13 protein-coding genes and 2 tRNA genes are annotated in these 15262 nt (G+C 63.6%); 10 read left to right on the top strand and 5 right to left on the bottom strand.

The annotated features are described in order from the left end of the window. Positions 1 to 26 precede the first annotated feature (26 nt). The 6 genes from BTO20_RS36470 to BTO20_RS39675 all read left to right on the top strand — a co-directional run bounded on the left by BTO20_RS36470 (position 27) and on the right by BTO20_RS39675 (position 6539). Positions 27 to 863: an SDR family oxidoreductase gene (locus BTO20_RS36470; protein ID WP_087081336.1), complete on the top strand. Its 837-nt coding sequence runs from the start codon at positions 27 to 29 to the stop codon at positions 861 to 863. 155 nt (positions 864 to 1018) lie between these two features. Further along, on the top strand, positions 1019 to 4795 hold the full coding sequence (gyrA, locus tag BTO20_RS36465) for an intein-containing DNA gyrase subunit A (protein ID WP_087081334.1): 3777 nt from the start codon (positions 1019 to 1021) through the stop codon (positions 4793 to 4795). A 51-nt stretch (positions 4796 to 4846) separates the two neighbouring features. Next, on the top strand, positions 4847 to 5764 hold the full coding sequence (locus tag BTO20_RS36460; protein WP_087081332.1) for a DUF3566 domain-containing protein: 918 nt from the start codon (positions 4847 to 4849) through the stop codon (positions 5762 to 5764). Between the two features lie 59 nt (positions 5765 to 5823). After that, a tRNA-Ile gene (locus BTO20_RS36455) sits at positions 5824 to 5897 on the top strand. 162 nt (positions 5898 to 6059) lie between these two features. Beyond that, positions 6060 to 6132, top strand: a tRNA-Ala gene (locus tag BTO20_RS36445). Between the two features lie 206 nt (positions 6133 to 6338). Then, a complete protein-coding gene (locus BTO20_RS39675) occupies positions 6339 to 6539 on the top strand; it encodes a hypothetical protein (RefSeq protein ID WP_157680415.1) in 201 nt (66 codons plus the stop codon). Positions 6540 to 6754: 215 nt separating this feature from the next. On the opposite strand, the gene BTO20_RS36430 is transcribed toward BTO20_RS39675, so the two are convergent. Next, positions 6755 to 7501: a DUF3800 domain-containing protein gene (locus BTO20_RS36430; RefSeq protein ID WP_232490977.1), complete on the bottom strand. Its 747-nt coding sequence runs from the start codon at positions 7499 to 7501 to the stop codon at positions 6755 to 6757. A 155-nt stretch (positions 7502 to 7656) separates the two neighbouring features. On the opposite strand from BTO20_RS36430, the gene BTO20_RS36425 reads away from it, so the two are divergent. From BTO20_RS36425 to BTO20_RS36410, 3 genes are all read left to right on the top strand, one after another. Beyond that, positions 7657 to 8112 (top strand): hypothetical protein, encoded by a 456-nt coding sequence (locus tag BTO20_RS36425; protein WP_232490976.1) that lies wholly within the window; start codon positions 7657 to 7659, stop codon positions 8110 to 8112. Then, positions 8112 to 9230 (top strand): protein kinase domain-containing protein, encoded by a 1119-nt coding sequence (locus BTO20_RS36420; RefSeq protein WP_087081326.1) that lies wholly within the window; start codon positions 8112 to 8114, stop codon positions 9228 to 9230. Before BTO20_RS36425 ends, BTO20_RS36420 begins: the two co-directional genes overlap by 1 nt. A 402-nt stretch (positions 9231 to 9632) precedes the next feature. Continuing rightward, positions 9633 to 9854, top strand: a complete 222-nt coding sequence (locus BTO20_RS36410; protein ID WP_232490975.1) for a hypothetical protein — start codon at positions 9633 to 9635, stop codon at positions 9852 to 9854. A gap of 145 nt (positions 9855 to 9999) precedes the next feature. Here BTO20_RS36410 and BTO20_RS36405 read toward each other — a convergent pair whose 3' ends face one another. The 4 genes from BTO20_RS36405 to BTO20_RS36390 all read right to left on the bottom strand — a co-directional run bounded on the left by BTO20_RS36405 (position 10000) and on the right by BTO20_RS36390 (position 13656). Further along, a complete protein-coding gene (locus tag BTO20_RS36405; protein ID WP_087081322.1) occupies positions 10000 to 11406 on the bottom strand; it encodes an IS1380 family transposase in 1407 nt (468 codons plus the stop codon). A gap of 353 nt (positions 11407 to 11759) precedes the next feature. Continuing rightward, a complete protein-coding gene (locus BTO20_RS36400) occupies positions 11760 to 12209 on the bottom strand; it encodes an HIT family protein (RefSeq protein WP_087081319.1) in 450 nt (149 codons plus the stop codon). Then, on the bottom strand, positions 12206 to 13066 hold the full coding sequence (locus BTO20_RS36395; RefSeq protein WP_087081317.1) for a macro domain-containing protein: 861 nt from the start codon (positions 13064 to 13066) through the stop codon (positions 12206 to 12208). The genes BTO20_RS36400 and BTO20_RS36395 overlap by 4 nt, the downstream gene beginning before the upstream one ends. After that, positions 13063 to 13656, bottom strand: a complete 594-nt coding sequence (locus BTO20_RS36390; RefSeq protein WP_232490974.1) for a TIR domain-containing protein — start codon at positions 13654 to 13656, stop codon at positions 13063 to 13065. The genes BTO20_RS36395 and BTO20_RS36390 overlap by 4 nt, the downstream gene beginning before the upstream one ends. A gap of 372 nt (positions 13657 to 14028) precedes the next feature. Here BTO20_RS36390 and BTO20_RS39670 point away from each other — a divergent pair, with 372 nt between their 5' ends. Continuing rightward, entirely contained in the window at positions 14029 to 14490 is a 462-nt protein-coding gene (locus BTO20_RS39670; protein ID WP_157680414.1) for a hypothetical protein, read from the top strand. The last annotated feature ends 772 nt before the right edge of the window (positions 14491 to 15262 follow it).

Below are 15262 nucleotides of genomic sequence, written 5' to 3'. Positions count from 1 at the left end.
GGGCCGATTTCGTTACGGTCCGCGGTATGACTCGAGTGTCGTTGATCACAGGTGGCGCGGGCGGTATGGGCACTGCCACGGCCAAGGTCGTCGGCCGCGACCACGCCGTCGTCCTGTGCGATGTGCGGCAGGACCGGCTCGACGGCGCGCTGGCTGAGCTGCGTGACCTCGGGATCGCCGCGACCGCCGTCCACTGCGACGTCACCGATCGGCAGGCGGTGGATGAGCTGTTCGACACCGCCTCCGGCCTCGGGCCGGTCACTTCGGTGATCCACGCCGCCGGCGTGAGCCCCAGCATGGGTGACGGTGACCACGTGATGAGGACCAACGCGCTCGGCACGGTCAACGTCAACGAGGTCTTCTACGCCGCCGCCGGCGACGGCGCCGCGATCGTCAATGTGGCGTCGATGGCTGCGCATCTGCTGCCCGACGAGCTGATCCCGACCGGGCAGTTCCCGCTGGCCATGCGCGACGACGAGGCGTTCATGAGCAGCATGGCCACCGCGTGCGGGATCGGCGGTGAGCAGGCCCGCTCCGGGCTCGCCTACGCGATCAGCAAGAACTTCGTGAAGTGGTACAGCTCGTCGCAGGCCGAGCGGTTCAACGCCCGGGGACTGCGCATCGTCTCGGTGTCCCCCGGCTCGGTCGATACCGAGATGGGCCGGCTCGAGGAGCAGGCGGGTGCCGGCGCGATGGTCGCCGACGCCGCCGTACCCCGCTGGGGCAAGCCCGAAGAGATGGCGGAGCTGTTCGCGTTCTGCGTCAGCGACCGGGCCGGCTACCTGACGGGCACCGACATTCTCAACGACGGCGGCGTGGTCGCTTCGATGCGGGAACGGGCCCGCGTCGCGCAAGCCGGGTAGCCGGCTCGCTCGAAAAAGGCGGTCCGGCGGTAGCTGGGCGTTGTGACGAGATTGCTCCGACGCGTCTCAGGGTGCTGAGCTACTGACCAACTAGACTTTGGGGGTTGCCCGAGGTTGCTCTGGTCGCCCGGGCGTGCCTGACGAACGAGGATTAGATGACAGACACCACGTTGCCGCCTGGCGACGGCGCCTCAGACCGCGTCGAACCGGTCGACATCCAGCAGGAGATGCAGCGCAGCTACATCGACTACGCCATGAGCGTGATCGTCGGCCGCGCGCTGCCGGAGGTGCGCGACGGTCTCAAGCCGGTGCACCGCCGGGTGCTCTACGCCATGTACGACTCCGGCTTCCGGCCGGACCGCAGCCATGCCAAGTCCGCGCGTTCGGTTGCCGAGACGATGGGCAACTATCACCCGCACGGTGACGCGTCGATCTACGACACCCTGGTCCGGATGGCCCAGCCGTGGTCACTGCGCTACCCGCTGGTCGACGGCCAGGGAAACTTCGGCTCGCCGGGTAACGACCCACCGGCCGCAATGAGGTACTGCACCACCGGTGATGCGCTGGTCCGTCTGCCGATGGGTCACTCGGTGCGGATCGCCGACGTCGTCCCCGCGGCTCGGCCCAACGCCGAGCACGTGATCGATCTCAAGGTTGTCGATCGACACGGCAATCCGGTGGTGGCGGATCGGCTCTTCCATTCGGGCGAGCACCAGACCTACAAGGTGACGACGGCCGAGGGGTACACCGTCACGGGTACGAGCAATCACCCGCTGCTGTGCCTGGTCGATGTCGCAGGCGTGCCGACTCTCCTGTGGAAGCTGATCGAGGAGATTCGTCCCGGCGACCGGGTCGCCATCCAGCGCACACCGCCGGCTGAGTTCGGTCCTGCCGACTGGCACGAAACTCTGGAAGCACTGCTGCTGGGCGCATTTGTCAGCGAAGGTTTCGTGTCCGAGAGTCGCGCGGGTTTCAACAATCTCGACCGGGATTTCTTCGAGATCGTTGTTGCCGCCTATGACGCTGTCGTGGGCGGGCAGAGGTATGTGTCGTCTCGGACCATCGCATCGGGGTCCACGCTGCACGAGCTCGACGTGCAGAACCTGAAGGCGCTCAAGGCCTCCCGGCTCGGCGACATGCTCGGCCAGCGATCGGCAGACAAGGCCGTGCCGGAATGGTTGTGGCACTCGGCGACAGTGGTCAAGCGTGCCTTCCTGCAGGCCCTCTTCGAGGGTGACGGATCGTGCTCGGCCTTGCCGCGCAACACGATCCAGGTCTCCTATTCGACGCGTAGTGACCAGCTCGCCAAGGACGTCCAACAGATGCTGCTGGAGTTCGGGGTAGTGTCGAGCCGCTATCGGCATGCCACCGGTGAGTACAAGGTTGCGATCACCAACCGCGCGCAGGCGGAGCTGTTCGCCGCACAGATCGGCTTCGGTGGGGCCAAGCAGACCAAGCTGCAGGAGATCCTGTCGGCGCTGCCAGCGGCGGCCAAGGGTCTCGACGGCGATCACGTGCCCGGTCTCGGCGAGTTCATCCGCAGCCATGGCGGCGGCCGCTGGGCCGACAAGGAGTGGCTGCGCAAGCACAACATCGATCGCCTCGATCGGTGGCGGCGCAACGGAGCCGAGATCCTGTCGCACATCGCCGATCCCGATGTCCGTGCCATCGCCTCTGATCTGACCGACGGCCGGTTCTACTACGCCAAGGTCGAATCGGTGACCGACGCCGGTGTGCAGCCCGTCTACAGCCTGCGCGTCGACACCGAGGACCACGCGTTCATCACCAACGGGTTCGTCAGCCACAACACAGAGGCCCGGCTGACCCCGCTGGCCATGGAGATGCTGCGTGAAATCGACGAGGAGACAGTCGATTTCATTCCGAACTACGACGGTCGGGTGCAGGAGCCGACGGTTCTGCCGAGCCGGTTCCCCAACCTGCTCGCCAACGGTTCGGGCGGTATCGCCGTCGGCATGGCCACCAACATCCCGCCGCACAACCTGCGCGAGCTGGCCGAGGCGGTGTACTGGTGCCTGGAGAACTACGAGGCCGATGAAGAGGCCACCCTGGCCGCGGTGTGTGAGCGCGTCAAGGGTCCCGACTTCCCCACTGCCGGTTTGATTGTCGGCTCACAGGGCATCGAGGACACCTACAAGACGGGCCGCGGTTCGGTCCGCATGCGCGGCGTCGTCGAGATCGAGGAGGACTCCCGCGGGCGTACCTCGATCGTGATCACCGAGTTGCCGTATCAGGTCAATCACGACAACTTCATCACCTCGATCGCCGAGCAGGTGCGCGACGGCAAGCTGGCCGGGATCTCGAACATCGAGGATCAGGGCAGCGACCGCGTCGGCATTCGAATTGTGGTGGAGCTCAAGCGCGATGCCGTCGCCAAGGTCGTCCTGAACAACCTCTACAAACACACCCAGCTGCAGACCAGCTTCGGTGCCAACATGCTGTCGATCGTCGACGGTGTGCCACGCACACTGCGGTTGGACCAGCTGATCCGGCTGTACGTGGATCATCAGCTCGACGTCATCGTGCGGCGCACCCGCTACCGGTTGCGCAAGGCCAACGAGCGAGCCCACATCCTGCGTGGTCTGGTCAAGGCCCTCGATGCGCTCGATGAGGTCATCGCGTTGATCCGGGCATCGGCCAACGCCGACGTCGCCCGCTCCGGCCTGATGGAGCTCCTCGACGTCGACGAGATCCAGGCCCAGGCCATCCTGGACATGCAGCTGCGCCGGCTGGCCGCCCTGGAACGTCAGCGCATCGTCGACGATCTCGCCAAGATCGAAGCCGAGATCGCGGACCTCGAAGACATCCTGGCCAAGCCCGAGCGGCAGCGGGCCATCGTCCGCGACGAGCTCGCCGAGATCGTCGAGAAGCACGGCGACGACCGTCGGACCCGGATCGTCCCGGCCGACGGCGAGGTCAGTGACGAGGATCTGATCGCCCGTGAGGACGTGGTCGTCACGATCACCGAGACCGGCTACGCCAAGCGCACGAAGACCGACCTGTACCGCAGCCAGAAGCGCGGCGGCAAGGGGGTACAGGGCGCGGGGCTCAAGGCCGACGACATCGTCAATCACTTCTTCGTCTGCTCCACGCATGATTGGATCCTGTTCTTCACCACGCAGGGCCGGGTGTACCGGGCCAAGGCCTACGAGTTGCCGGAGGCCTCCCGCACCGCGCGCGGCCAGCACGTCGCCAACCTGCTGGCCTTCCAGCCCGAGGAGCGCATCGCTCAGGTCATCCAGCTCAAGAGCTACGAGGATGCGCCGTACCTGGTGCTGGCCACCCGCAACGGTCTGGTGAAGAAGTCGAAGCTCACCGACTTCGACTCCAACCGGTCCGGCGGCATCGTCGCGGTGAATCTGCGTGACGGCGACGAGTTGGTCGGTGCCGTGCTGTGCTCGGCCGAGGACGACCTGCTGTTGGTCAGCGCCAACGGGCAGTCGATCCGCTTTTCGGCAACCGACGAGGCGTTGCGGCCGATGGGCCGGGCCACCTCCGGTGTGCAGGGCATGCGGTTCAACGAGGACGACCGCCTGCTGTCGCTCAACGTGGTCCAACCCGACACGTATCTGCTGGTTGCGACGTCGGGCGGGTACGCAAAGCGCACCGCGATCGAGGAGTACACGGTCCAGGGCCGAGGCGGCAAGGGCATCCTGACGATCCAGTACGACCGTCGGCGTGGCAACCTTGTCGGAGCGTTGATCGTCGACGACGAGACAGAGCTGTATGCCATCACCTCAGGCGGGGGCGTCATCAGGACTGCAGCCCGCCAGGTTCGCAAGGCCGGGCGGCAAACCAAGGGGGTCCGCTTGATGAACCTCGGTGAGGGCGACACACTGATTGCGATTGCGCGAAATGCCGAAGAGGAACCGGATGCGGAAGAACTCGAGTCCCCCGAGTCCTCTGAGACGTAACGCAGCCGCCGAGGCGCACCTGGCCCTCGGCCTGAGCTAAGGAGCTGTTAGGTGACTTCACCGAGCGAGCCGGGGTACCCGCGTACGGGCGACCGGCCCGGCAGCGGTACCAACGGCTCAGGGGCCGAGGGCGGGGGCGTCGGTAACGTGCCCCGCCCGACGGGCAACATCACCGAGACCGGTGAGGTGCCACCGTGGCAGCGGGGCAAGGCTGCCCGCCCCGCCGGGCAGCCTGCCGAGCCGCGTCAGGACAGCGCCCGCAGTCCCGGGAGCCACTCCGCCGGCGTCGAGGCGCGGTTGCAGCGTTTCGTGTCGGGCGCGGATGGGGTCGAGGTCGAACGGCAGCGTCCGGAGCCACCTCGCCCTGAGCCACCTCGTCCCGAGCCGGCCCGCCCTGAACCGGCTCGTGCGGAGGCACCTCGCCCCGACGCGTCGCGGTCGGAGCCGGGCCGCACCGAGGCCTACGCCAGCGAGCTGCCCGACCTGTCCGGGCCGACGCCACGGCCCCCGCAGCGCAAGACTGCTGAGGCGCCCGCCGCGTCGCGCTCGTCGTCCTCCGGTGCCACCAGCCGCATCCAGGTCGCGAGTCGCACGTCGACCAAGGGACCCGTCCGGGCCAGCATGCAGATCCGCCGCGTGGACCCGTGGACCGTGTTGAAGGTGGCCCTGGTGCTGTCCTCGGCGCTGTTCTTCGTGTGGATGATCGCGGTGGCGTTCCTGTACCTCGTGCTCGGCGGTATGGGCGTGTGGAGCAAGCTCAACAGCAACGTGGGCGATCTGCTGACCAGCAGCGGTGGCAATGCCGGCGGCGAGCTTGTGTCCAGCGGCACGATCTTTGGCGGAGCGGCATTGATCGGCCTGGTCAACATCGTCGTGCTGACGGCGATGGCCACAATCGGCGCGTTCATCTACAACCTGACCACCGACCTCGTCGGCGGCGTGGAGGTGACGTTGGCCGACCGGGATTGATCCGGTTTGGGAGACGGGGCATCGGTACGGTAATCTCGCTGCTCGGTCGTCCCCAATAAGGGCCTATAGCTCAGGCGGTTAGAGCGCTTCGCTGATAACGAAGAGGTCGGAGGTTCGAGTCCTCCTAGGCCCACGGAACCGGCATTGCCGGTCGTGTCGGTACTGCCCAACCGGAGGTCCACCATGAAGTTGGTGTTGGCACTCGCGGTGGCAGCTGTGGCGGTGATCGTGTGGCGATCCCGACATGGCGCAGAGGTGTGGCACCAGGCGGCAGAGCCGTCCTGATCCCAGGCACGGGGCCTTAGCTCAGTTGGTAGAGCGCTGCCTTTGCAAGGCAGATGTCAGGAGTTCGAATCTCCTAGGCTCCACAATTTTCCAGTTCCCAGCCGCGGTCATGTCTATGACGGGGCATAGTTCAACGGTCGAACGGGGCTTTTGCAAGGCTCAGATCGGGGTTCGATTCCCGTGACTCCACCATCTTCCCTCGAGTCGGCTGGCTGGAAATCTTTGGCACCATCCGACACCGATCAGGTTTCCGGAACTGCGCGCCGAGTCATCCCGACGGTCTTTGATCGTGGGCAGTCTGTTCCTCCGAATTGGGAAGTGGATCGGCGCTGGTCCGAACAGCTCTTTCAGCGTGCTCGCCGTGCGTGTAGCGCCTTTCAAGGACTTCAGCGGGTACGAAGAGCAGTATGTCCGGGTCGTCGTCGCTATGGCGCCAATAAAACTCGTCGCCTGGCTTCAGGTGAAGGCTTTTGGCGAGCTTGGTGGGTAGCTTCACCTGCAGCTGCGAGCTCAGAGGATGGGGTCCGTAGGTGCCGGCCATCACTGCATGCTAAAAGTTGGTTTAATTTGTTTACAACACGCTGTAGTAGATACCCTTGTTGGCATCAGGGTGCTTGTACCTTGGCAACCAAGGGCTGACCCGGGTCCGATGATCCGGTTAGGCACTTTCCGCCTCCCGGACTCTCTGAGTCCGGGAGGTCTCTATTATCTCAAGACGATCCCGGGTGCTGAACGGGGCCGGAACCCGCTCGCGGCTGTGAAAGTTGCCGGGCCAATGTTCTCCCACATGGTTTGAGGGCATATGCGCGCGAGCTGCGATGTGGGAGCGATGTGAGCGCGGAACGCCGCGTAGGCAACAAGATCTGACATTTGGATGAAGTATGAGCTGCTTGACTTCAACGGAATTGGATCATCGACAAGCCTGTGGGCACGCCGGCGTATGGAGCCGGTCCCGTAGGCACTACCAGCCGGCAAATGACGGCGAGCCTTGCGGGTCCAGCGTCGCACCGCATCGTTCTCGCCTTGATCGTGCAGCAGTGAGAACACTTGTTTTTCAGCGGAGCTGGTGCGCTCCAGACGCTGGAGTAAGCCTTCCCAAGCAAGGTCAAAGTAATCGGTCTGTGTCGCTGCCGGATGGCGCGCCTTATCGACTACGACCGCGAATGCGCGAGCGTTGAGCATCCGCAGCTGCCGTAAGTGGGCTCGGTAGATGACGAACCTTTGGCGGGGGGCCAGGTTCAGTCCTCGCAGGTCACCTGAGTTGCGTAGCAGATAGTTGGCCTTGATTTCGGCGCGCATCGGAACCCGGAACGTGTCTCGAATACGGCGCCGAAAAGCAATGATTTCGTCGAATGACGCTGGCCAAAGATCGGCGTCGACCATTACGCATCCGAGTGTGTACGCGGCCGAACCGCCAGAATCGGGCAAGCCGGTATTCCCGGATTCATCCACATACGCAAATAGCACATGAGAAATGCTGCCATGGCTCTGAAGGGAACGCCCGCGACAACACGCGGCACCAAGGTGCGTTGTGGCAAGTCGGACCTCTACACCTACTTTCGTATCCACGCGATAGTCCGTAATCTATTTCGACAGAGGAGGTCTGCGTGGCGGTCCTGGGAATCAATGTGGCGGGAGCGGTGGCGTACTGTGCGATCCTGGACGGGGACGCGATCGAGGAATCCGAGCCCTTCAAACTCATGGTTCCCCCAGGAATGGCGGGTAGTGAGGGTCTGAGTGAGTTGGCGAATGCGGTTGAACTCCTCATCCGCGAGCGGGCGATTACGCGGATCGTAATCGTGAGTCCGGAGAACAATTACAGTGACACTTATGCAGCGTTGGTCCCGCGAATTGCCATTGAAACGGCAATTTTGATTGCGGGTGCGCGGGCACAGGTGCCCACGGCGCGGCTGTCTCGGCCTGATGTGCGGTCCAAGCTCGGCTTACCGCAGTCTGGGCAGTTGTCGACGCATAGTGCGCTGGTTCTGCCGGTGGTTGGCAAGCACTGGTCCAAAAAGCGGGACATCGCGGCGTTGGGTGCCCTGTGTGGAGGCCGGCGGTAATGGCGCGGGCACTGCTGCTTGGCGAGCGCATCGACAAGCCGACATATCAATTCCTGGAGACGATTAGCGAAGGCAACAGCGCCGAGACGTACAAGTGCTGGCACGAGATTTTCAATCGGCCCGTTGTCCAGAAGACGGTCAGCCTCCTCGGACTCCCGGATGCACTTGCGCTCAGCGAGCCAGGGCTGCTCAACAAGATCAAGAATGATCATCTTGTCCAGGTATGGGAGGCCCAGTGGACGCCCGGGCTCCCGAGAAATCTCAAGTGCATCACGTTCACCATGCCGTTTTACGCCGATGGCAGCCTTCACAGTGTGCTGGAAGCCCGTGGCGAGCTGTCGTTGTATCAAGGCATGGGGATCGCACGGCAACTGTTGACAGCGCTGCATTACTTGCATGTGGAGCAGCGGATACTTCATCGGGACATCAAGCCTGGCAATGTATTTCTCGACGACGATTTCAGTAGCGCGTACCTGGGAGATCTCGGTAATGCGGCCCGCATGGACGAGTTGGACGAGGCAGACGGCAATGGTGGAACGCGCTTGTACCGGCCGCCCGAGTTGGCGGTGCAGCGGTACGGGGTTGCTGGCGACATCTACAGCGCAGGATTCACCCTGTTGGAGTTGTTCGGTGGACCTCTGGACTACGCAATTTTGGACAACGTCGACATTACGAATCGTTTGAATCGCGGCCAGCGGGCGGTCGCTGACCGGCATTTCAGGTTGGGCCCGGTGATTCCAACAAAGTTGGAACGCTTGGTGCTGGAGATGGCTTCGCGAAGTGTCGCCCGCAGGCCCCGATCGGCCGCCGCGGCGCTACGGGCCCTTCAGCAGATCGGGTACGTCGACTGGCAACCTGCCGATGCGTCGGGTCGCCGGGAAGGATTTTGGCCGCCAGCGGAACCGAAAATTGCGCTGGCCGTGGAGGAGCGGACGATCCGTTCAGGTCGTGATGCCGGTCGGGTCGAGATAAGCGTGCTGCATCGAAAGGTGCAGTCAACGGAGTGGCGGCGCATTTCAGTGCTCTCCAAACGAGTTGCTCCTGGCGACAGGCGTGCACGTAGGGGCGTTTACGACGCCATCGTCGCGTTCTGTGCGAATCGGTGGCCAGTTCGCTGAAGGGCTGCAGCGCATTCGGGCGACAAGTGCATGAGTTCGCGCCTGATATGCGGTGTTGCTAGGGCCTTCAGCACGAATCTCGCGCACCCGTCATCTTCGTCGACGCAGATCAGCGTTCCGTCGCTCACGAGATCCCAAATCGCACGTGTGACACCACTGGCGCGCCATCCGACGTCCGGATCTTTCACGAACTGCAGTACCGGAAAGCCGGCGGTGCACCATACAGCGCGGTTGTGTGCCTCTTCGTTGAGCCAGTGGTCGAGGCTGCGCAACGCCTCATGAAGCGGCCAATGATCACGTGCATCTAGCGGCGTATCCGGTGCACATGCCAGTATTGATTCCAGAAGGAATGACATATGTATCCGAGACATATTTCTAATGTAGCGCTGCGGTATGACAAAAATGGATGACATTCCGGTCGACCGCGACGAACTTGTGGTCCGCAGCCGCGACAAGCAGGTCGGACTGCGCTTGCCGCTAGCTGTCGACCAGCGGATCGACGCCTTGCTTACCCGCGCGACGGCAGCGGGCGAGCGGAGTAATCGCAAAGAACTCATTGCGGCGCTGCTGGCCACCGCTGATCTGTCGGGCGAGGAGCTAGCCCGGATTTTTCGTCGATGGTGATGGCGGTGGATCTGTAGGGCGTGATGGTTGGTCGGGTGACGTCTGCGGTCACAGGGCATGGTGGGTTGGTCCCGTGTCGCCGGGTGGGGCGGGCTTTCCTAGGGCCGGTATGTCTTTCGTGATCGATCGGTCAGGAGGCCGGCTGTTATCCGAAGGCGGTGCGGATCGTCTGCCAGGCGGTCGCGATCGAGGTGGCCCAGCGCCAGGTGGCGTCGATGCGCAGCCGGAGTTGGCGGGCGCCGCGGGTGATGCGGGCCGCGACGTGCAGCACGCGGTAGCGGAACGTGGCGATCTCGGCGCGGGCCAGCGTCGGATCACTGGTGAATCCGATGAGCCGTGCCCAGATGACCAGGTCGGCGGCGGCCAGGACGATCTCGAGCCAGGCGGCGTTGGCCCAGAAGCCGTGACACGGCAGGTTGCGCAGGCCGGCGTTCTTGAGTTCGCGGATGCGGTCCTCGACGCGGGCGTGCTGGCGGTGCCGCAACTCCAGGCCGGCGACTTGGCCGGCCACGACACCGGGCGGTGTGTCGGTGATGAACGCGGTGACGCGCATCCCGTCGGTGTCGGTGAACCGCAGCTGGGCGCCGGGATGCGGTCTCTCTTTGCGCAGGATCAGCCGGGTGCCCGGCGGCCAGCTGTTGAGGTTGACCAAGGTGGTGGCCTCGGCGACCCAGGCGCCGTCGCGCAGCCCACCGTCGGTGTCGATGGCCGGGTACCAGCCCTCGGCAAGGTTGAGTGTGTCCACGGCGTCCTGGACGCGGGCGTCGACGGGGTAGCCGAAGGAGAATCCGACCCCCTGCTCACGGCAGGCGTCGGCGAATCGGTGGGTGGCTCCGGCGGTGTCGCAACGCACCAGCACCTGGGGCCGGTCGGGATCACCGCCACGACTCGAGTCGGGCCGCCACGGCGCGGGCAGCGCTGCCAGCGCCTGGGCCAGGACGATGACGTGGTCGCTGGCGGTGTTGGAGCCCGCGTTGCCGCTGCGCAGCAGCCCGGCCAGGGCTTCCCCGCCGGCGATCTCGGGGCGGTCCAGGAACGCCAGCAGCGGATGGTGCCCGAACGACTTCTTCCAGGTCGGCGTCGCGCCGTGTTTGTTGTCGGAGTGATCGATCACCAGGGTGGCGTCGATGTCGATGTGCAGCCAGCCACCCGGTTCGGGGGCCGCACCGGCGGCCCAGGCCGCCGCCCGCGCGCTGGCGCGGGCCGCGCGCACCGCAGGCAGGTGTGCAGCGTCGATGCGCTCATTGACCAGCCGCCACATCGTGGTCGTGGAGGCTTTCGCGCCGAACGCGTGCTCACGGTCGCCGCACAGTTGGCCGACCCCGTCAATGCAGTCCGCGCCGTCGGCGACCGCCGCGGCCAGATCAGCGAACACCTCGCCGGGTGCGTAGCTCCACGGCCCGCGGTAGGTGTCGGCCAAAGCCCCGGTGACCTGCGCTGATAACCCGGTCCGGTCGGCCAGTTCCCGCAGTAGGCCCATCCCGGCGTGCGACACGACCCCGTGGCCGTCGGCTGACACTTTCACCCGCGATGCGGCCGCGATACTCTTCACCTGCGAAGTGCCTTCCCGTCAGGATGGTTGAACCCTAGAGAAGTCCAATTATCCCTTGCAGGACAGGCACTTTCGCTTATCTACACGCCGTCACCAGCGATAATCCCCGAAAAATCTGGGCTAGGTCAAATGCTCCGCCGATACCGGATGTCGAAGAACGGGGAGGTGCTTCTGGATCGAGATGATGCTGGAGCAGGCGTCATTCAATTGGTGGCTCATAGGCCGGGACCACGCACCACTCGTTGAAGTTGCGGTTACGGGGACGCCCGAAGCGCGTCGTGGACCCAACACCAACCGCAGAACCGGTCGCGCTCGACCCCTTGCGGTGTTCGCCGACGAAACCAAGCACACAATCACCGCAAGCGTAGGTGCGGAGTTATTACTCGCGCTATGTCATCCGTTTGTCCCAGCGGCTCTTCTCGAACCTGCCCCCAATCGGTGCCGCCTTCAGGAAGTGTTCCGGCTACGTGGAAGTGAACATGAGGAATCGTTTGGTGCGCTGGTACTCCGTTGTTCTGCCAGACCGCGATGCCCGGTCGCTCGTAAGCAATGTCGATCGCCTCGGCCGCGGATCGAACACCGAGGGCTAGCGCGGTGAGCTCCGCGTCAGTCAGGTCCAGAATCGTCTCGCGGTGAGTAATCGGAACAACGAGCAGGTGCGGCAACCCCCGCTGTTCTCGGGTTACCAGTACGGCGATCTGATCGGTGCGGGCGGCAATCGTGAACGCTCGCCGACCCGAGAGATAGTCGCAGAACGCGCACCGGGGTCTGTCGGGCACCTCGATTGCTGTTTGGTCACTCATGACGGCTTCAGTGAAGTCAAGAAGGCTTGCAGCTCAAGCCGATCCAACTTCTCGTAGTCTGCTGGCCGAACAACGATACGCAACTCCTCGCACACTCGCTGCCGCCTTGACGCGAACATGAACGACAAGACGGTGAAGCGCAGCGAATCCTGTGTGGGAACGATGCTAGACATGCGCGACATACCGCCGCCGATAACGGGCATGCACACAGTTCGACCATTCGAGGAACGCCCGATCTCTTCCCACAGACGGTTCAGGCTTATCCACAGACCGTCGGGCGTCCCTTGCACGTTGTTGTTGGCATCCATGGTGGTGATGGCGAGAAAGTACAGTTTCCGATTGGGGTGGCTGATCGTGGCGACGGTACCCAGCTCGTAACGGGACGTCTTGCCGACTTTCGTGATGGTACCGACGGGAACCGTAGCTGCCAGCGCGGCATCAAGATCCGCATCAAGTCTGGCGACATCGTGGTCATAAATGCGCGAGAGAGCTTGAGCCTGCAGGCTGGTGGGCGCGATGATGTTCGGAGGGAGGGTATCGAATGTGTCGCAGGTGGGAATGACGATGTGCTCGGTTCCGAAATCCAGGATGTCGCCTTTGACGACACGGATGCGCGTGGCGGGTGTGTCGTAGGTTTCCTCGATCGGGCGCGGCCAGGCATACCAAATCGCCACCGGCAGTCCCAGGCCTGCGATGGTGATGACGACTGGTGACCACCAACCGTGTTTGGAGAAATGAAACGCCCAGTCCAGGACTTGGCCGGCGGCAGAAACAACGCCAATCCAGGCGAAAAGCGTTGTTGCGCAGCGGAATATAAATCTCCGATTGAGCAGGTCGTCCCGCAGCGCTTTGCTCACAGGCCGAGGCTCTGGTAGATGTCCGACTTGTAGTAGTGGGGACCGGTATTGCCCCTGGTGGCAAACGCTGGCGCATAGTTGTCTAGGGCAAACTTGATGATTGTCGGCTGAAACGACACCGAAAGCGTGTAGTAGTCATCGTCAATGAGCGGCTCGGGGATCACTGTACGGTCGACCGTTCGTTTGCCGTCCAGGTTCGCAACCACGATCGGCAGGTCGAACTCGATCGCCACCTTCACTTCATGCGCAAGAAATGACTTGCCGTCACTTCCCTTGCGCCGGCCGGTGGCGCTTCCCAACAACACGATCTGCTTGGCGTTCTTCATCCGTTCACGCAGGTTGCGCTTGATCGTTTCGGGCTGGCTGGTGTCCCGCGCCTGGTAGAGGTCGTGGGCGTCGAAGAAGTTGAAGTCGATGTGCTTGTTGTCCCGCCACGCTTCCATCAGCCGGTAGCAGTGGATGTCCTCACTGGCGAAAGCCACATAAGTCTTGTTCCGATAGCTCACTTCGCATACCCCCATTTCGTTGATGGCTATGCGGCCACCATCGCCAGCGCTGGAGCGTCCATAGCTGCCGAGCGTCAGCGTCAATTATTGCCGAGGGGACCGACACCGCAGTCGCGCGCCCCTGCGGCCCGGATCCCGTGTCGCGACCGACCATCGTCATCCATGGCTCCGCGACGAGAAGGGACCTGATGGGCTCATTACGTCACCTTGGCCGAACAAGCGCTCATCGCCGCCAGCCAGTGGATGTATCCGGTCGACTCCTGTCTCGGGCTTAGAAAATTGCCGAGCCAACCACTGTCGATACCGAGCGACCTGTTCATCGGGCGAATCATGGGGCGGTACGAAACGGCGCGCCGGACTGCCATGTGTCCCTGTGGAAAGGATCTGCAGACGGCAAGATCCAGTGGTACCTACTACATACCGTGAGATCGCGTTTCACAATGTCGTTCAGGCGCGATGGGCTTGTTGCTAGATCTACTCGACGTCGATTGGCGGCTGGCCGGCGAGAAGCCATACTGGGTGACGCGCGATGAGCTGTCGCCCACCTTCTATCTGCCGAGCCGTGACACCTGGCTTCGTGCCGAAACTGACGACGATGATGCGGCCTACTGTGCCTTCGAAGACCTCGAAGAACTGGAGTTCGGTGACTATCCGGACGGACCTCCGGAGGGCGGTTGGAATCTCGACGATGTGGCCCCATGCGGCGAGGATGAGAGTCGCCCGCGCCATGATGACATCCTGCTGGTCGCCGTTTCTGGGATTCCTGACCCTGCGAAGTTCGAGGGAGCTTCTACTTCGGCAACTACGGTTCGATGCTCCTGCCCACCGACCAAGGCATGGATGCGGCGTATCTGTGGACCCGATGCCCAGAGTGCGGGTACGTCGATGCGCAGTACTGTGGGCGTGCTGAGCGACTGAGATGTGGTCATGGGGACGCGATCTGGGCAAGGACTACCGAGGCAGTGACCCGTTCATCTTGGCCAGCTACGCAAGTGCGCGCCTGGCGGTTCGTGCGAAATACTCAGCGCGATGTGCCTGCGGATCGATCAGCTCAGGTCATCGCGTAGTGCCCGTTCGGACCGACCAAAGCCCCCCGCTGGCGCCATGCCGACTGCTGGCTGCGTAGCGAGCGAGCCACTGCGAGCCACTGATCGCAGCCGGCCCCAACCGTCGGGCGCGTCGAGTGATTCTGCCGATACTGACGTCGCATCCGTCCCGTCGACAGCCAGGAAGCGCGGCCGCGGCCACAGTCGAGGCGTTTCTGGATTCGCAGCTTCTGCCAAGTGAACTGGCCCTAACATCCTTTGCGACGTTCTGCGCGAAAAGTGAGTGTATGTCTCGTCGCTGCGCGTACGGGTTGCTCCTGGCTCAAATCTTGCGGATCGTGTGTGCCGGCTGACGTGACCGCTGTGCGCCGCTAGGAAGATCGATCCCGTCGCTGGACGTGCGTAGTGGGTTCTCCACAGAGGCGGGCGCGCCGGCAAGGTCGCTCTCACCGGGTGCGCGTTATGAAGGCGAAGGCGCTCCGATGCGGCCGCGCGCGATTCGGTCTGGGCTTCTTGGCCCGAGAATTCCTGCCGGTCACGTTGTGTTGCGGCGACGAGTGCTTCGCCGTAGTTCAAGGACTTCGCCGCGGAGCGCCGCGTTTTCGTCACGGAGACGTTGGTTTTCACGCTCCAGTTCACGGACG

Origin of the sequence: Mycobacterium dioxanotrophicus (assembly GCF_002157835.1) — a bacterium.
GTDB lineage: Bacteria > Actinomycetota > Actinomycetes > Mycobacteriales > Mycobacteriaceae > Mycobacterium > Mycobacterium dioxanotrophicus.
The sequence above is the reverse complement of the archived record's forward strand: the minus strand, read 5'-3'. Positions and strand labels throughout refer to the sequence as shown.